At 37.9% G+C, this 18738-nt stretch carries 15 protein-coding genes and 1 pseudogene; 11 read left to right on the top strand and 5 right to left on the bottom strand.

Annotation, left to right across the window (positions count from 1 at the left end):
• The first annotated feature begins 45 nt into the window (after positions 1-45).
• The gene (locus tag LS64_RS02830; protein ID WP_034574042.1) at positions 46-963 is read left to right on the top strand and encodes a prepilin peptidase; all 918 of its coding nucleotides are present in this window, start codon (positions 46-48) and stop codon (positions 961-963) included.
• On the opposite strand, the gene LS64_RS02825 is transcribed toward LS64_RS02830, so the two are convergent.
• On the bottom strand, positions 960-3572 hold the full coding sequence (locus tag LS64_RS02825; RefSeq protein ID WP_138127236.1) for a TonB-dependent receptor: 2613 nt from the start codon (positions 3570-3572) through the stop codon (positions 960-962). The genes LS64_RS02830 and LS64_RS02825 overlap by 4 nt on opposite strands.
• 381 nt (positions 3573-3953) lie before the next feature.
• Here LS64_RS02825 and LS64_RS02820 point away from each other — a divergent pair, with 381 nt between their 5' ends.
• The 3 genes and pseudogenes from LS64_RS02820 to exbB all read left to right on the top strand — a co-directional run.
• On the top strand, positions 3954-4496 hold the full coding sequence (locus tag LS64_RS02820) for a YhcH/YjgK/YiaL family protein (RefSeq protein WP_118949383.1): 543 nt from the start codon (positions 3954-3956) through the stop codon (positions 4494-4496).
• Positions 4497-4508: 12 nt separating this feature from the next.
• A complete protein-coding gene (locus tag LS64_RS02815; protein ID WP_034569219.1) occupies positions 4509-5015 on the top strand; it encodes a DUF2147 domain-containing protein in 507 nt (168 codons plus the stop codon).
• 60 nt (positions 5016-5075) lie between these two features.
• A pseudogene (gene exbB, locus LS64_RS02810) lies at positions 5076-5516 on the top strand (TonB-system energizer ExbB); the annotation flags it as partial.
• A gap of 228 nt (positions 5517-5744) precedes the next feature.
• Here exbB and LS64_RS02805 read toward each other — a convergent pair.
• Positions 5745-6605: a cysteine hydrolase family protein gene (locus LS64_RS02805; RefSeq protein WP_118949384.1), complete on the bottom strand. Its 861-nt coding sequence runs from the start codon at positions 6603-6605 to the stop codon at positions 5745-5747.
• Positions 6606-6721: 116 nt separating this feature from the next.
• Here LS64_RS02805 and LS64_RS02800 point away from each other — a divergent pair, with 116 nt between their 5' ends.
• The 5 genes from LS64_RS02800 (at position 6722) to LS64_RS02780 (ending at position 13033) form a co-directional block, all read left to right on the top strand.
• Positions 6722-8065: a tRNA pseudouridine(13) synthase TruD gene (locus LS64_RS02800; protein WP_052062498.1), complete on the top strand. Its 1344-nt coding sequence runs from the start codon at positions 6722-6724 to the stop codon at positions 8063-8065.
• Positions 8066-8192: 127 nt separating this feature from the next.
• Complete coding sequence (locus LS64_RS02795; protein WP_034572085.1) at positions 8193-8762, top strand: adenylate kinase; 570 nt, start codon at positions 8193-8195, stop codon at positions 8760-8762.
• 69 nt (positions 8763-8831) lie between these two features.
• Positions 8832-10664 (top strand): single-stranded-DNA-specific exonuclease RecJ, encoded by a 1833-nt coding sequence (locus LS64_RS02790; protein ID WP_052062499.1) that lies wholly within the window; start codon positions 8832-8834, stop codon positions 10662-10664.
• Between the two features lie 8 nt (positions 10665-10672).
• Positions 10673-12730 carry a TrkA C-terminal domain-containing protein gene (locus tag LS64_RS02785; protein ID WP_052062500.1) on the top strand — a complete coding sequence of 686 codons (2058 nt, stop codon included), beginning with the start codon at positions 10673-10675 and terminating at the stop codon, positions 12728-12730.
• An 87-nt stretch (positions 12731-12817) separates the two neighbouring features.
• Positions 12818-13033: a hypothetical protein gene (locus tag LS64_RS02780; RefSeq protein WP_034572087.1), complete on the top strand. Its 216-nt coding sequence runs from the start codon at positions 12818-12820 to the stop codon at positions 13031-13033.
• Here the strand turns inward: LS64_RS02780 and LS64_RS02775 are convergent.
• Together LS64_RS02775 and LS64_RS02770 are read right to left on the bottom strand one after the other, a co-directional pair.
• A complete protein-coding gene (locus LS64_RS02775) occupies positions 12997-13494 on the bottom strand; it encodes a hypothetical protein (protein WP_034572089.1) in 498 nt (165 codons plus the stop codon). The two genes, LS64_RS02780 and LS64_RS02775, sit on opposite strands and share 37 nt — an antisense overlap.
• An 82-nt stretch (positions 13495-13576) precedes the next feature.
• Complete coding sequence (locus LS64_RS02770) at positions 13577-15274, bottom strand: S1 RNA-binding domain-containing protein (RefSeq protein ID WP_034572092.1); 1698 nt, start codon at positions 15272-15274, stop codon at positions 13577-13579.
• A gap of 217 nt (positions 15275-15491) precedes the next feature.
• Here LS64_RS02770 and purB point away from each other — a divergent pair, with 217 nt between their 5' ends.
• Complete coding sequence (gene purB / locus LS64_RS02765) at positions 15492-16985, top strand: adenylosuccinate lyase (protein ID WP_034572094.1); 1494 nt, start codon at positions 15492-15494, stop codon at positions 16983-16985.
• A 44-nt stretch (positions 16986-17029) separates the two neighbouring features.
• Here the strand turns inward: purB and LS64_RS02755 are convergent, their stop codons facing one another.
• Positions 17030-17797 carry an MlaD family protein gene (locus tag LS64_RS02755; RefSeq protein WP_034572096.1) on the bottom strand — a complete coding sequence of 256 codons (768 nt, stop codon included), beginning with the start codon at positions 17795-17797 and terminating at the stop codon, positions 17030-17032.
• 378 nt (positions 17798-18175) lie between these two features.
• On the opposite strand from LS64_RS02755, the gene LS64_RS02750 reads away from it, so the two are divergent.
• Complete coding sequence (locus LS64_RS02750) at positions 18176-18589, top strand: hypothetical protein (RefSeq protein WP_034572099.1); 414 nt, start codon at positions 18176-18178, stop codon at positions 18587-18589.
• Positions 18590-18738: the final 149 nt, after the last annotated feature.

Raw genomic sequence — 18738 nt, 5'->3', positions numbered from 1 at the left:
TTCTAACGTCTTAATATTACTTAATTTAATGCGATGTAGAATGTAATGTTAGTCAATTTTATCATTTGTGTATGCGTTGCAAGTAGCGTTTATAGTGTATTGTTTTTTTTATTTTTACGTAGTGAGTTTAGTGAAAATATAGAATCTAATAACGAAGATTCTATAAAATCTATAGAATCTAAATCCACATTAGATTCTATGGAAAACAAACAAGATTCTAAAAAACACCACATCATTGCGAGCGAGCAAAGCAATCTAGGTTCTAACAAAAATACAGAATCTAAAACCAAAAAAGATTCTATCAAAACACTAAATCTAGATTCTAAAGATTTTATAGAATCTAAAATCACACAAGATTCTATAAAAGATTCTATAAAATTTTTCTCCTTTAAAAATCTAGCTATTTTTTGCGTAATTTTTGCCCTTTGCTTTTTTGCGTTAAAGTTAGAATCTTCCCTAAATTTCAATGATTTTTATTTTTTATTTAGCATTGTTAAAAGCAATTTGTTTGATATGATTTTAAGTGCTTGTTTGTCGGTATTTTTCACGCTTTTATTAGTCTTAAGTTTGCTTGATTTTAAGAATTTATACGTGCCAAATGTGCTAATATTCGCTCTTTTTGCACTAAATCTAGCGATGTTTGCCCTTATTTCAGTGGCTTTAATTTTCATTCCATTCGCCATTTTAGGCGTGTTTTATTTTTTTTATTTTACAATACACATTTTTAGCCGCCGCGAGCTTATGGGTAGTGGCGATATTTGGGCGTTATCTAGTAGCTCTAGCGTGCTTTTATTGTGCTATCCGCTGCATTTTGAGCTAATTTTCCATTTGCTTATTATCTCTAGCATTTTAGGAATCACTTTCGCCCTTTTCACCAAATTTTATAGCAAGATAGATTCTATAAAAATCCCCTTTATCCCCTTTATCACCCTAGCCCTTTTTATCATTTGTGCGGTAAATTAAAAGCTATATCGTCCCTCTAAGAAGTAGTTGCGACCTTCGCCGGCTAGGTATGTGCCTGCTCCGCTTAGTGCACCGCTAGTAGCATTTACGCTTGTGTTTTGATATGCGATATAAAAGCTATCAAAAAGATTTCTAATACCAGCACTTATATGCAAATCGCCCATTTTATAATTTAGTCCTAAGTCGCTTAAAACATATCCATTTGGATTCATATCAAATTGATTATTATCCACTTGATTCCCATAATATGTATTATTCCAAAAGACTTTTAGCGTGTGTTTGCCCTTGCTTAGCACTTCAGCATCCATTAATAAGGCTAACTTTAGCAAAGGCACATAAGGCACAGGCTTACCTTCTTCTAATGCACCACTGCTACTAGGACGCCCACTTGTGCTAGGTCCTGGTCTGGTCATCCCTGTTTCGCGTCCTTTTAATACATTTGAGTAAATGTAGCTAATAGATTCTTGCAGATTCAAAGGCAAGGTATCTGCTATCATAAAATCTTGCTTAGTGCTAAACTCAAAGCCTAAACGTTGCGTAGCGCCGATATTATAATACTCAGTAGCAAAGCCATAAAGGTTATAGCGAATCTCATTTAGTGTATGTGTGTAAAATAAAGTCGCACTTAAATAGCTATACTCAAACTCATCTCGCCAACCTAGCTCACTTGTGAAATACTGCTCTGGCTTTATATCACTAGCTACTTTTGGTCCTACTTGCCCGATAACAGGTGTCCAGCTTGGGTCAGTGCTTACCGCTTGGCGAATGCTAGGGCTAATAAAGCCTATTTCTTGCTTTACATATACCGCGCCTGTATCACTATAATTATAGCTAGGGGTTAGCTCTAAGGCATAGCCAAACTGCCATTTTTTCGCATTCACATCATAATAACTAGCCCCTGTGCCAAATATGTTAGCCATCCCTGTGTGTCCTGCTAGTGTAAAATATGATATTTCCCCACGCGCCCCGCCACTTAGGCTAAAAGATTCACCAAATTTATATGAATCTAGTCCATAGAAAGAAAGCGAATATTTTGTCCCTTTATTTTCTAGGTCTGTGGATGCGGATTTTGATAATGTATCACTTGCTTCAAATTGATTATCTAAGCCTGTGATTAACGTGTTGCTACCGGCGCTCCATTTTGTTTTTAGATTTAATCCTACTGCGTGATTGCTTAAGAAACTACGAGTATTACTACCTAAAGTCTGGCTAGGGAATCTAAAATAGCTAAACTGATAAAAAAGGATAGAATCAAAGTCAAGATTTTCTAGAATCTTATTTGTATAATTTAGTGACGTTTGAATAAAGTCTTGCTGCACCGCACCTGTGGAGTTTTGCGAAGCGGCTGGAGAAGTGTAACGCTCATTTTTCATCGTCTCAAAACTTTTAAATGTAAAACCTGCCGTTGTGCTACCTGTCAAACGCGTTTGATACCCCGCAAAATACCGATTCATCAAAGAATAGCTAATATTCCACTCTAGCTTAGAATCTTCATTGATTTGATAATATGTATTTAGCGATGTATAAACATTATGCGTATATTCCTTTGGTCGCACACCATTTTGATAGGTATAATTTGCCGATGCGCCAACAAAGAATTTATCACCGATTTTTTTACCACCGCTAACACCAGCGCCAGCTCCAGCACTAAAAGGCGTAAAATTTTCATACAAATTCCCACGCAAATTAAAATTAGCATAATCTTTACTAGGCTTTTTAGTAACGATATTTACCACGCCACCGCGTGTGCCATTACCATATACTACCGCGCCACCACCAGGTATTATCTCAATAGATTCTATATCATCAATGCTAATTTGATTAAAAGGAGTTACCGCAGAAGCAGTGTGTCCGCCATTTCCTGTATCATTCAAATTTATCGGCACACGATTTACTAAGATTTTAACCGCCCTTGTAGCATCCAAGCCCTGCCCACGAATGTCAATCTCTTTTGTCCCTTGCGGTCCTTGCACGAAAGTTACACTTGGCTGCTTTTCTAACGCCTGCTCTAAATTAGTATAGCCCTTATCCTCAATATCTTGCTTGTCAATCAAAATGATATTTTTTGGCTCATCTTTTAAGGGAAGCGAAAAGCCTGTCGCGGATGTAACGACTTTATTTAGCACGGCGGTGTTTGCTTTTACATCGGCATTATCGGCGTTTGTGCTTGTCTCTGTGTCGCTATCGTTGTCGCTATTGTCAGCTAGGGTTAGAATCTTGTTTGTCTCGCTACTCGCTAAGGTTATGGAATCTAGCTTATTAGCGGATGTTTGGCGTTTAGATTCTATGTTTTTTATAGAATCTACACTCGCTAAGGTTATAGAATCTATATTTGTAGAATCTGCACTAGCCATGGTTATTACTTCCCCTTTTTTTGCGGATGTGGTTAGGCTGTGGATATTTTTAGATTCTATAGAATCTACTTTATCCATTACACTTAAGGAATTTTTCTCCGCCTTATTGTGCGATAGCAAGGCTTCTGCATTTTTATATTTAGATTCTATAGAATCTGCCCTTAAATCTTTTGAGAATTTGCCATCACTCAACATAACTTGTTTAGATTCTATGGAATCTACCTTAATATCTTGCAAGGATTTACCATCACTCAATGCGACTTCTTTACTAGATTTTGCACTTGCTAATGTTATCAAATCTTTAGATTCTACAAAATCTTTCGCGAGTAAATACCCCCCCCCCCCGTAGTAGAGAGTAACCCAGCCAAAACAAAGGCAACCTTGCCCTTTAAAACAAAACTTTTCATAAAAAACCTTTAAATTAAAATGAAAACTAAAACAAATAAAACCATCCTTAAAAAATTAACAATAACATTAAAAATAGCTTAAAATTCATAATTAGTAACTATTATCATAACATAACATCGAATAAAAAGCAAGGGAATATTACAAAATGTTACTTTTAGTTTAAAAACATTAAAATTTTTACTATATAATTTGCGTTTTGTTAAAAATATTTAATTTTGTGGGGATATTATGGCGATTGTGACTGACTTTTTTAGTGTGAAAGATTCTATAAATGCGAATAAAAACTTGCAAAAAGTTAGCGATTTTTTGGAATCTTTGCTTTTGGTAGAATCTAAGAGCGATTTTGGTGCGTTTAGTAAAAACGATTTTAAAAAAAACAAACGCGTGGATTTGGATAATGGAATCTTTGCGATTTTGCAAACTTATGGGCTTAAAAAGGAAAAGGACGCATTTTTTGAGACGCATAGAAAATATGTGGATTTTCAGCTTACTTTAAAGGGTGCGGAAGGCTTTCTGCTAGGAGATTCTAAGCTTTTTAAGGTTAAGAAAGAATATAACGATGAACGCGATTTAATCGTGTATAAACGCGGCTTGTGCGTGCATAGAATCTTTAGCGTGGCGGGGACTTTGTGTGTGTTTTTGCCCTGTGACGTTCATGCTGGGGGGATAAAGTTTAGCGATTTAGATTCTGGGCTTTCCAAAAAAGATTCTAAAAAAGTGTATAAAGTTGTGGTGAAAATTCCTATTGATTTGGTTGATTTTAAGATTTAAAAAGGGGTAAAAATGAGAATCTTGTGGGTTTTGATTTTTTGTTTCAGTCTTTTAAAGGCTGGAAATATCGATATTAGCGGCATTTACAAAACGCATAAAGGCACTGATGGTGGGCAAAGCATTGTTGAGATTTTTAAAAGTGGCGATACCTTTTATGTGTATGGACTAAAAAATCTTGAGCGTGAGCCTATCAAGGATAGTTGCAATAAAAATGCGCATTTGCGGGAGCGACTTAGCGTGGGAAATGTCTTTGCTTATGGCTACAGCGACAATGGCAAAGGGCAACTTACAGGTGGGCAAATCTACAATTTTAATAATTGCAAATTTTATTACAGCAAGATTATCCCAAAAAGTGATGGCACAATCGAGTTTGTGGGGGCGCTAGATTCTTATTATATAATGCATCGCGGCTATATTTGGGAGAAGTTGAGTGAAAGCGAAGCAGCAAAATACGCCCCACTTCGAAAACCAATCGACTTTCTACTAAAAACGGCAAATGATACAAAAATGAGTAGGTAGATTCCAAAAAACCAACACAAAATAGATAAAATACAATTTTACTTAAATTTAGGGCATTTAATGGAAAAAATTAGCGATTATGCGGCGTATATTGATTATTCTATCTTTGGTTTTTTGATATTTTTGAGCCTGCTTGTGCTTGCGATTGGCATTGAGCGGCTGTGGTTTTACTCGATTATTCGCCTTGATGACTATGCTGATAGGCGTGAGCTGGAGCTTGATTTGCATAAAAGGCTTACTTTGATAGCGACTATCGGCTCTAATGCGCCTTATGTTGGGCTACTTGGCACGGTGATTGGCATTATGCTGACCTTTGCCACGATTGGCGTAAATAGCATTATTGACACAAAAAGCATTATGGCGGGGCTTGCGATGGCGCTGCGTGCGACTGCTTTGGGGCTAATTGTTGCTATTCCTAGCATTGTGTTTTATAATCTGCTAGTGCGAAAGTGTGAAGTAATCTTAACAAATTGGGACATTTTCACTAATCCTATGCCTACAACTAAGGGCGCAAAAGCTAATCCGCGTCTTGATTCTCACGAAGATGACACGGCAAATAAACTTATTAAAGATTCTAAAAATATGCCTTATAAATATGAAAATTTCGAAGATTTAGGAGATAAGATTCACAGGGAAAAACGCATTGTGGGGAAAGATTCTATAGAATCTAAATAAATAATAAAAACATTAGAATCTATTAAGCCTAACCGCCCTACTCTGCTAATAAACTTACATCATCCCCTGCAGTCTCGGCACGATTTCGCTTGTGTAAAATAGCTCGTTTGCAATATAGCGAAAGTTGATTAACGCGGCTAAGTAGCCATCGCCCTCAGGCAGTTTCGCTCCCGCAGTAGCATCACGCACCACGCCCACATCAAAGCCCTCCGCTAGCAAGTCACGCAAATGCGAGTCAATATGCGTATTCGCATCCATCCCGCACAAAATAACCTGCCGCACGCCATATTGACGCAGCCTTGAGACAAGATTGCTCCCATTTAGCCCAAAGTCCTTACGTGGCGTGGTTAGCACACTTTTATTATCCAAAATAAAGGGCTTATATTCAGGCAAAAAATCCGCGCCACTATTTGAAATATCATTCGCATTTAGCCCACTTCCCTTGCCTAGACACATCGAAGTGCCGCGTATAAAGTTTTTCATCGGCGTCTTTGGCATGGAGTCAAAATCCTGCTTATTCCACACGACATACGAGATGAAAGTCGGCAGTGCAAGGGCTTTTGCGACACGCAGCAGCATTCCTATATTTTCAATCGTGCCATTTTCCTTAATATTTGCGCCATAAATATTCCACCCAACGCCCTTTGGACTTAGAAAATCAATCTGTGGATTAACCACAACAAGCCCCACACTGCCCTGTGTTAGCTTCATTTGAGACTTTGGCAGCATCATTTTATCACTATCGGCGTATTCTGGGATTTTATTTTGCGCAATTTTATTAGCATTTTGAGAATCTTGGCTATTAGAATCTATCTCCGCCGCCTTTAAAACACCCAAACTAGCAAGGCTTAAAGCCCCAACCCCAGCGAGTTTCTTAAAACTTTCACGGCGATTGATGTTTAATTTATCATTCATATTTTTTCCTTAAAATGATTTTAACGCGATAATTATAAGATTTTTTTATGTAAAATAAGGATTTTTACGCATCTTTAAGCTAAAATTTGCTAAAAATTTTTAGGATTTAACGCGTTATGGAAAAAGATTCTATAAATTTTAGCCCTTTTAGAATGCAGCACAACTACTTTCAAGGTAAAAGTTATCCGCCGCTACGTTTTGTATTTTCTCATAATTGCCGTGATTTTGTGGTAGAAGAAGTCCCACTTTATGAGTTTAGTGGGAATGGCGAGCATATTATCCTAAAGATTCGTAAAAAAAACTTAAGCACGCACGAGCTTCTTAGTGTCCTTTCAAGTGTGTTAAATATAAAAAATCGCGATATAGGATATGCTGGATTGAAAGATAAAAATGCACTAAGTTTTCAGTATATTTCTCTGCCAAAAGTTGCATTTTTTAGAACTATTCAAAGTAATGATGAGTTAGAAAAGTTACTAAATTTAAAACTTTTAGATAATAAAAATTCACAAAATTGCTCCATAAAAATTATAGAATCTAATTTGCATAATAACAAAATTAAAATCGGTCATTTGAAAGGAAATAAATTTTTCATTCGATTAAAAAAGGTAGATTCACTAAACTTTACGCGACTTAGTCAAGAATTTGACAAGGCAAAAAGTTATGGATTTCCTAACTTTTTTGGCTATCAAAGGTTTGGAAATTTTGGCGATAATTTTGTGAATGCTTTAAAAATTAAAAAGCCATTTAAAAAACAAAATCCGCGTGAAAAGCTGCTAATTTCAAGCCTGCAAAGCTTTTTTTTTAACGCTTGGTTAGAATCTAGATTGAAAATTTCGCATATTATTAGCGAATTTAGTCTGCAAGATTGCAAAAAAGTGCTGCAAACTAGCTTTAATTTGGGCTTAGATTCTAAGGTTTTAAGGCTGCTTAAAGAGACTAATTTAGGGCTTATGCCTTTAAATGGCGATGTTGTAATGCACTATCCATTTGGGAAGTTGTTTTTTTTAAACATAGAATCTAGCAGTGATTTGGAGCGTTTAAAGTCTGGTGAAGTGGCTATCACAGGGCTTTTAAGCGGTATAAATTGTGGAAAAAATTTAGATTCTAAAAAATTTTTGAAAAGCATAGAAACTAGCGCGAATTTAGATTCTAAAAAAGTTATAGAATCTGTAACTTTTTCTAATCTTAAAGAAAGCGAAAATATTATAGAATCTAAATTAGATTCTAAAGCCCCAAAAGTATGGCTAGCACGCGATTTAGCCGGGCAAATCGAACAAGATTTTAGCTATAATTTAGAGGCACTTGGCAGTCGGCGTTATGCGTGGGTTTATCCCACGCACACGCATATTGAATACGATAAAGTGCAAAATCACGCCCTTTTAAGTTTCACACTACCAAGTGGCGCGTATGCGACAACTTTTCTAACCTACCTAAAAAACGGCAATTTATTTGAGTTTTAGAATCTAAAAATTGTTTTAATGTATTATGATTTAACAATATATTTACTCAAAAAAGACATTTACAAATATCATTAAATCCACTAATTTTCGCTAAAATTACACGTTAAAAAATTTTAAAGGAAAAATGATGAAAAAGTTGTTTTTAATTATCGGTGCTCCCGGCAGTGGAAAGACCACAGATGCGCAAAAAATCGCGGAAAATAATGACAAAATCGCGCATTATTCTACAGGCGATTTGCTTCGCGCGGAGGTGGCTAGTGGTAGCAAGCAAGGGCAGCTTATTGAGAGCTTCACATCGCAAGGCAATCTCGTGCCGCTTGATATTGTGGTTAGCACGATTGTGCATGCGATAAAAAATTGCCCAAAGGATATCATTGTGATTGATGGCTATCCGCGTAGTGTCGAGCAGATGAGCGAGCTTGATAAGGTGTTGAGTGCGGATTCTAGCGTGGTGTTGGTGAATGTGATTGAGGTGCAAGTAAGCGAGCAAGTCGCGAAAGATAGGGTGCTAGGGCGTGCGCGCGGGGCGGATGATAATGCGGAGGTGTTTAAAAATCGTATGCGTGTGTTTTTAGAGCCTTTGAGCGACATTCAGGCGTTTTACAATAAAAAGGGCATTTTGAAAGTGATAAATGGCGAGCGAAGTATCGATGAAATCGTGGCTGAAATGCAAGGGTTTATAGAATCTAGAATCTAGATTCTAAAAATTGTGTCGATTTATTACACATTAATTTTACAAAGGGGAAATATTTTTAAGGACTGCAAAATGACGAAGGATAGAGTTGTGAGTGCTAGGAGACACATAAATCACGAGTTGTTTAACAAAAAAGAGGAAATCAACGCATTAAAAAAAGAACTTGCCCTGCTAAATAACATAAATCATATCCATAATTTGCTTGAATCTCGCTTTAAACATTTCAAATTTGACTCGCTAAAAGGGCTGCCACACCCTGATACACTCCTAAATAATATAGAATCTAGCTTCCTTGTCGTTGAGAAAATTTTGCTGAATGAAAAGATTGTGATTGCTGGGGATTACGATGCGGACGGGATTTGTGCGACTTGTTTGACTTTAGATTTTTTCGAGCATATAGGCTACACAAATGTGGCTTATGCGATGCCAAATCGCTTTAAACATGGCTATGGATTCTCACCTTTGCTCTTTAATGAGATTATGGAGCTGCACCCTGATACGCGGCTAATTATCACCGTGGATAATGGCGTATCTTCCTTTGAAGCGGGGGCTATGTGCGTAGAGCGTGGCATTGATTTAATTATCACTGACCATCACACGTTAGAATCTATTAATGGGATTGAGCGCATTCCGCCGTGTAACTTTCTAGTAAATCCACAGCAAAGTATGTATACTTTTGAATACCCTGATATTTGCGGCTCGCTAGTTGCGTGGTATTTGTGTTGCGCTATAAAAATAACATTGAAAAGTATTGCAAAAGATACGAGCATTTTTATGGAATATTTAAAAGATTCTAACAAAATACAGAATCTAGATTCTAAAGAAATTCACAAAATAGCCAAAAATTACGCCAAAAAATTCCATAATTTCAATATGAACGAGTTTCTATTACTCGTAGGAATCGCCATAATTAGCGATGTAATGCCGCTAAATGCGATAAATCACACAATTTGCAAATATGCTTTGAAAAATTTACACAGGTCAAAAAAAATTGCCATCCAAACGCTAGTAAGCCATCTTAGCCACAAAATAGATTCCCAAACGCTAGGCTTTCGGCTAATCCCTTTGCTAAACGCCGCTGGGCGAATAGAAGATGGCAAAATCGCCCTAAATTTCCTGCGTTCCAAAGATGAAAAAGAAGCCCAAGACTACTTTAGAACGCTAAAGATTCTAAACGATAAACGCCGCGCCCTGCAGGATGAAGTGACCTACAAGGCATTTGACTCGCTCTCGCGTTTTAATCAAAGCAAGCACATCATTTTCGCAGTAGGCGATGACTGGCATGAAGGCGTGCTAGGCATTGTGGCGGGCAAGATGACTAGCGATTTTAAAAAGCCTTGTTTTGTGCTGACACACACAAATGGCATTTGCAAGGGCAGTGCGCGTAGTTTTGGCGATATTGACTTGATTTCTAGTATGCAGCGGCTCGCACATCTCACAAATCGGCACGGCGGACACACGGGCGCGGTGGGCTTAGAGATTCCTTATGCGAATATTCAGGTGTTTATTGATAGTTTTGAGCCGATTTTGTGCGACGAAATGGAGACAAAAAGCCACATTTTAGGCATTCTGCACCCAGAAGTGATAAGCCATGATTTACTCGCCACAATCGATATTTTCGAGCCTTATGGCAATGGGAATCCTGTGCCAAAGTTTTTTTTGGAGCTTGAAATTTTGGGCTACAAACGCACGACTAAAGGCTTTTTAGAGTTTGCCCTGCGGTTTGAATCTAGCGTGATTAAAGCTATGTTTTTTAACTCGCAATATGCGACTTTTACCTTTAATAGCGGCGATTTACTGCAGTTTTCAGCCACGCCGATGCTTGATTCGCAAAATTATCAAAATAGCCAAATTATGCTTATTATTGATAGAATCTATGGACTTTTAAGGTACGAAACAAGGTAAGGGATTTTATGAAACACATTTTAATCGTTGGTGATGGGGATATTGCAAAGCATTTTATACATAAGATTCTAAGTGGGTATTCTAGTAACAATTTTTATATTGTGCTAACGCGCGCGGCAAATAAAGATATAACGCAAGAAGCCAAGCAAGATTCTATGCAATATAACGTCGAAAATAAAGGGTGGAACGCATACGACACAAATAAAGAACGCACTGCATATAACACATACAACGCAAACAGAGACTATAACACGCAACACAAAGCCACAAAAGAAAACAACACATACGTCACAAACAAAGAACGCAACACGCAATACACAAAAGACCAAAATGGACACTCACGCAACATTTACAACGCACACAAAGAACAGAATCTAAACAAAGAACACAACCCACAAAACGCCCCAGATTCCACCAAAAATACAAAACACCCACAAAACGATTTTTATAAAAGCACACAAAATACACACAAAAAACACACGCAAAACAGGCTAGATTCTAACAACGACCTTGAACTTCCAAAAGAATACCCAAGCACCTTTAAGTTTTTCTACTGCGATTACACATCGTATTTTAGGCTAGATTCTATACTTGGCGATTATGATATTAGCGATGCTTTTATCGTGCTAGATAGCGAGAGCGAGGGCAAAGTCGTGTATGAATATCTGCGGAAAACCTACAAAAATATCCGCATTATCCAAAGCATTCACGCCCTAAATGACTATTATGAGAATCTAAAAAGGCGAGATTCTAATCTCATTTTAATCACACAAACAAATGCGATGGCAAGCCGCCTTTTGCTAAGAATGCCAAATGTCCCTGTAATCCCGCGTGGCTTTGGCTTAGAGCAAGGCGAATTGATGGAAATCGGTATCCCAAGCGGTAGCATTTTAGCCCATCGGCAAATTAGCACGATTAGACAGCAAAACTGGCGAGTGGTGGGCATTTATCGGCGAAATGAGTTTATTTTATCAAGCCATCATTTGGTGATAAATCCAGGCGATACGATTTTGGTCGCGGGTAAGCCTGAGGCGCTAAAAAACCTTTATACACGCATTAAAAGCGAGATGGGGCAGTTCCCTTCGCCCTTTGGTCGCGAGATGTATCTCATCATTGATATGGCTCTCCAAAAACGCGATAGAATCTTTTTTGACTGCAAGGAAGCGATATTTTTGCACCGCCATTTAAAAAGTAGTAAGCTTACGATTAAGGTCTTGCACGCGGGAGATTTTGGTGTAATTAATGAGATTCAGCAACTTGCAAAAAATGATATTTTTGTCTCAATAGATTATGATAATTTGAACTTTACTCAAGTCATAAGTAACAAAACTGATAAGAAAGTCGGCTTAATAATTTTGGGTAAAGAAATGTTTCATAAACGCGCCTTTAGAAAGATTCTATACGCTAGTAAAATCCCTGTTTTTAGGAGTGGGGAAAATGCCCTTGCGCCAGAAAACTTTGATATGTGGGAATCTAGGCTAATTAAAATTACGCAAGATTCTAAAGATAGTGGGAATAATGAGAATATTAGTCTAAATATAATGGGAAGCAAAGCGTTGCAAATTAGTATGAATAATAAGAATCCTGCTGGGAAAAATGCTAGTGGAAATGGGGCAAAAGATTCTAAAGCGGGGAAAGATTTTAGCGGAAATGCAGCAAAAGATTCTAAAAAAAGCCCTACAAATGTCGCCTACAGCCTGCTTGTCATCGCTGGTGATAGTAAGAAAAATAGCGATATTTCCACGCTTATTTTTGATATTTCAAAGCAGCTAGGGCTTGATGTGAATGTGTATGATTTTGAGCCGGACAATCATTTTAATGCCGAGATTGACGAGGAGTTTAGCAATCTTTCGCGCATTTTTGAGCGTCCATTTCACATTGAAAAAAATAATGCGATAAATCCTATGTTTTATTTACAGAATCTAAACACGCCCATTTTGCACTTTGTGCCATTTACTGAAAGCATTGCTAGGTCGCGTTTTATCTCACTTTTTAAGACAAATTTTGAGGGCTTAGCATACAATCTAGATTCTAACCCGCAATTTTACCTACCCATAAATGACTAGATTCTATGGTGGATTTTATGAAAAAGCTAAATTAGATTCTAATTTGTAATGTTTTATTTTATAAAAAGCTAAAATTTAGGGCAAAATATGCTAAAAATTATCTTTAGACTTAGTGCTATTTGCGTGATAGTTTATTTTTTATTTGTAATTTTTAAGCCAGATTCTAAACTAGATTCTATAGAATCTAAAAAGTTTGAAAACCTACCAGAGCTAAAAATCGCCGATGTGATTTTTAAGAATAGTAAGAATTTAAAATATATTAATCCCTATCGTTTTAGGCTTATTTCGTATTCGACGTTGTAGTAGTCGAAGTCTTTTAGGATGGCTTCTCTTTGCTCTTTATTTGGCACAAAAAGTAGCAAATCTAAACTATTTTGATTTTTAAAATATGAAAAGTCAATGCGACGTTGGCGTAAAATCTCGTTTATACAAAGGAATTTATAATCATCTAGGTTTTTCACTAGCACTTTTGTGTAGTCGGTTTTTAAATCCTCGTATTTTTTCACATCCACATTTATATCTAGCACGTTTGAAGGGAATTGATAGCTCGTGTCCTTTGCTTTTGGCGTGCCGCTAATCCACGTATTATCAGGGATAGAATCTAGCTTTGGAATCTCGGCTATGCGGGGCTTTGGGGCGTTATCGATTATGGTTTGCTCGATTTCTACATCGCTATTTTGCATTTTTTTATAAAACGCATAAAGGACGTAGCCACCGATAATTGTCGAGATAAATAATAATCCTGCTATAATTCCTTTTATCATAATTCACCACTTTTAAAAATTATAAATTATAGAATCTAAATTGCTAAAACTTCGCCTTTTAATAATCTTGCAAATATAAAAATTATTTTTTTAACTCTTTTAACGCATTGCCTAAAGCATCGCCTAAAGTTGATTTTTGTTTAGAATCATGCTTTGAATTATACTCGCGAAGTTCTTGCTGCTCTTGCTTTTTATATAGCCTACGCACGCTCAAACGCACGCGATTTGCCTTTTTATCAATGCTAACAAGGGCTGCTTTTATACTATCGCCCACTTTCAAATTTTCCTTTGTGTGCTTGTCAATATCTTCATTGCGAATTAACGCATCAATGCCCTCGCCCTCAACCTTTATAAACACGCCAAAGTCTTTAATGTCAATAACTTTTCCTATGATTTCATCATCAATATTATGCTTTTTAGCAAACTCTTCACATGGCGACTCGCTTAAAATCTTTTTATTTAGCGAAATTTTCTCATTTGCCTTGTCAATTTTTTCGATTTTTACCTCGATAGAATCTCCCTCCTTAAACACATCAGCGCACTTCTTATTCTTATCCCAAAAGGCGTCCTCGTTGTGTAGCAGCCCATCCACACCCTTAGCAAGATTCACAAACACGCCAAAGGGCAGAACACTTGCCACCTTGCCCTTAATCACATCGCCTACCTTATGCTCTTTTGCAAACTTAATAAAGGGCTTATCTTGCGTCTTTTTAAGGCTCACACGCAGTTTGCGATTGTTAGAATCTATTTCGATTACTTCCACGTCAATCTCTTGCCCGACCTTTAAAATGTCCTCCACACGTTTCACATTCTTTTCCCACGACATCTCGCTAATGTGCAAAAAGCCCTCAATATCATTGCCCAAATCCACAAATGCGCCATAAGATTCTATATTGCTAACGCTAACGCGAATCACATAGCCAACCTTAATATCATTTGTAATATCTTTCCACGGGTCATCAAACAAAGCCCGCATAGAAAAGGAAAGTTTGTTTTTTTCTTCATTATATTCAAGCGGTTTTACCTGCACTTTATCGCCGACTTTATAGAGCTTATGCGGATTTACACGTCCTTTGTGACTTATCTCACTCAAATGCACCAAGCCCTCCACGCCGCCAACATCCACAAACATCCCAAAATCCGTAATGCTACGCACAATGCCATCATACGCCAAGCCAGATTCTATAAGCTTTTTAGCGTTCTCTTTTTGCAGGCTGCTATTCATATCAAGATAGCGTTTGCGTGAAATAACTATCGAGCTACTCTCCTTTCGCACATCCACAATGCAAGCCTTCACTTCCTTGCCAACCACGCCTTTTGCGTCATCGCGGATACCCGAATACTGCTTTGGCATAAAATACTCAACGCCGCTTTTAGACTCAACCACAAAGCCGCCCTTATTCCGCTTGACAATCACGCCATCAACGACTTTATCCTTATAATTTGCACCCAAAGATTCTATCTCTTGTTGTATTTTTTGATACTTGTGCGCCTTTTTATAGCTAACTTTTAAACCGCCCTTGTGACTAACAAAAACCTGCAGTGTGTCGCCCTCTTTAAATAGCAAATTGCCCTTGCTATCCTTGATTTCATCCACACTCATACGCGCCTCTTTTTTCTCCTGCACATCGACCATGACAAACTCATTGTCAATCTTTATAATCTTGCCATCACGCACGCTACCATCGTCATCATCGTCTTTATGCAGGTCAAATAATTCCGTAAAATCTCCTCCTACATCCGCATACATCTCATCAATTTTTTCTGGACTAACTAACATCGCCTACCCTTGATTTAAATCTAGATTCTGTAATTTTAGTATAAATTCATTGAAAAAATGCAAAAAAGCGATTTTTTTGTGGAAAAAATGTCTAAATTTATATGGAATATTAATATTCGGGCTTGTATGTTTTGTGTTAAATTCTTAAAAATTTCTTGGTAATCTAACAATATAACTGAGTAACAAAGAATTTAAATAATCTTAAAGGAGTAAAAAAATGGTCGAGCGATATGCGCGAGAAAAAATGAAAAGCCTTTGGAGCGTGGAAGCAAAATATGGCGCGTGGCTAGAAGTCGAAAAGGCGTTAGTGAAAGGCTGGAGCGAGCTTGGGCTAATCCCAAAGCAAGATTGCGAAAAAATCTGCAAAAACGCAAAATTTGACATCAATCGCATCGATGAAATCGAAAAAGTCACAAAACACGACTTAATCGCATTCACCACAAGCGTGGCTGAAAGTCTCGGCGAAGAAAGCCGCTGGTTTCATTATGGAATCACAAGCAGCGACTGCATCGATACCGCCGTAGCCTTGCAAATGCGCGACTCGCTACGCATAATAATCGACGACGTAAAAGCCCTAAGAGCCGCTATAAAAGAAAAAGCAATGCAGCACAAATACACGCTAATGGTCGGTCGCAGCCACGGCATTCACGGCGAACCTATCACATTTGGGCTAGTGTGCGCGATATGGTTTGATGAGCTAGGACGGCACTTGAGTGCGTTAGAATCCACGCTTGACACCATTAGCGTAGGGCAATTAAGCGGCGCGATGGGCAATCTCGCACACACGCCCATAGAATTAGAAGAGTTGGTATGCAAAAATTTAGGGCTAAAACCAGCGCCAGTTAGCAATCAAGTGATACAACGCGACCGCTACGCAAGGCTAATGTGCGACTTGGCACTACTTGCAAGTAGCTGCGAAAAAATCGCGGTAGAAATCCGCCACCTGCAACGAACCGAAGTCTATGAAGCAGAAGAGTTTTTTGAAATCGGGCAAAAGGGAAGCAGTGCAATGCCGCATAAGCGAAATCCCGTGCTGAGCGAGAATATCACAGGGCTTTGCCGCGTGATACGAAGCTACGCCACGCCTGCGATGGAAAATGTCGCCCTGTGGCATGAGCGCGATATTAGCCACTCAAGCGTGGAGCGATTTATCCTGCCAGATGGCTTTATCACGGCTGATTTTATGCTTGCTAGGCTTACAAATCTAATCAAAAAACTTGTGATTTATCCAAAAAATATGATGAAAAATTTGAATTTGACCGGCGGTTTGGTCTTTAGCCAACGCGTCTTGCTAGAGCTGCCAAAAAAGGGTGTTAGCCGCGAAGATGCGTATAAAATCGTGCAGGAAAATGCGATGAAAGTGTGGGAAGCTTTGCAAAATGGGAGTTTGGATTCTATAGATTCTAATGGGGCTTTGGGGTCGTCTTTAAACTCGTCTTTGCGGACAGATTCTAATGGGGCTTTGGGGTCGTCTATGAGTGCGGATTCTGGGGCTTTTGGGGCGGATTCTAACTCATCTTTTGGGGTAGATTCTAAATCGCCTTTTGTGGCGGATTCTAAAAACGCAAATGAACCACTATTTTTACAATATTTACTAGCAGATTCTAAATTAGTGAATCTAATAGGCGCAGATGCGATAAAAGAATGCTTTGAATTTAGTTACTACACAAAGAGCGTAGATTCCATATTCCACCGCGTGTTTAAAGAATAAAAAGATTTATAACTTATTTAACATATAAATCATAGTTATAGAATCTACCCGCGTTTTCCAAGTAGCGTCTCATACGGGTCGCGCTCTAGCCTATCCATAAAATGACTTGCCTTTTCTAAAAATGTGTTTAGAATCTGCAAGCTCATATTACTACGATTGACAAGCGGTATCAAAATCTCTTTAAAGTTAAAATCCCCACGCACAAGGGCTTTATCAATATCTTTCATCAGCTTATCCGCACTAGCAAGGGTGCTATCCAAACTTTTCTTAGTCGACTCTAGCGAAGCAATCGCATCGCGAATATCCTGCAGATTCTGACTATCCGTAATCACCTTCACATTATGCAAAATCGCCTGCACATCGCTACTCATACCCTCCGCATTACCCATAATTTTACTTAGCGTATTTTTCGCCAAAGTTAGCTCGGCTTTAGAATCTTCTTTAATCACCGCGCCCGCGTCATTTTGCAGCAAACTAAGATAGCTCATCCCCACAAAGCCATCGCTATCAATCATAAGCTGGCTGCCCTCTTTGACAGGGATTTTTTTATTTATGCCAACATCGATTTGCACGACATTTGGGTCGTCCTTTTTAAAGCCCATCGCCATCACGCTGCCCACAGAAATGCCCTTGTATTTCACAGGCGTATTCACACCGATGCCGCCCACGCCCTCGCTCGTGTAAATGTGATACATCCGCACGCGCCGCTCATCAATGCCAAATCGCCCAATCCAAAAAATGAACGCAATCATAAGCACAGACAGCGCGCAAAATATCGCCCCAATCAGCACATAATTCACATTTCGCTCCATTTTCTCTCGCCCTTTTAGTGTTTAGATTCTATAAATTTTCTCGTGTTTTAGCCACTACATCCGCATTTAAAAAGTGAAATTATAGAATCTTTTAGTGTGGTTTTGCTAAATGATATTGCAAAGGAGATAGATTTTAGTAGTGTATAGATTCTACACACTCATTTTAAAAAATGTAAGAAATTTTGCAAAATTAACAATTTATTTACACAAAAAAAAAAAAAACAGGTAGAATGAATTTAGATTTTATAAAAATTATTCTTACTTGTAGAATCTAATGTTTGATAAGATTAGAAAAAAAAAAATTCTAAAGATTTAATAGAATCTTTTAGGTTTCACAATAAGAATTATAGAATCTAGAATATTTATAAAAGGAAAGTTATGTTTTTAAATACTTTGAGTGAGAGTGATAAGACTTCGTTTTTGGAGTTGGCACACCATTTGGCGTGGAGTAGCGGCGATGTGAGTGAGAGAGAAAAGGCTGTGATTAAAAGCTACTGCGATGAAATGCAGGTACAAGACATTTTGTATGATGAAAAAAAGTTTAATTTGGATGAGACGCTAAGCCGCATTAGTGCGAAAAAAGACCAGCGAATTATCACGCTAGAGATTTTGGCTTTGATTTTAAGTGAGCATAATCTCAATTTAGATTCTATGTATGAGGCGGAAAAAGAGGTGCTAAATGCGATAACTACGCACTTTAACATCACCCCGCACCTGCTAAATGTGTATGTGGAGTGGAGTAAGACTATGCTAAGCCTTGCTAGGCAGGGCGAGAGCTTAATTGAGCTTTAGAAATGAAATCTTTAGAATCTGCTTTAGAATCTAGTTTGGATTGCGACTTAGAATCTAGCAGTGAATGTAAGTTAGAATCTAGCCTAAATTCCGCTTTAGAATCTAAAAGATTCTAAAAGTATTTTGATATAATTTTGCCTTTTATCAAA

The organism is Helicobacter saguini, from assembly GCF_000762875.2.
GTDB lineage: Bacteria > Campylobacterota > Campylobacteria > Campylobacterales > Helicobacteraceae > Helicobacter_A > Helicobacter_A saguini.
The sequence above is the reverse complement of the archived record's forward strand: the minus strand, read 5'-3'. Positions and strand labels throughout refer to the sequence as shown.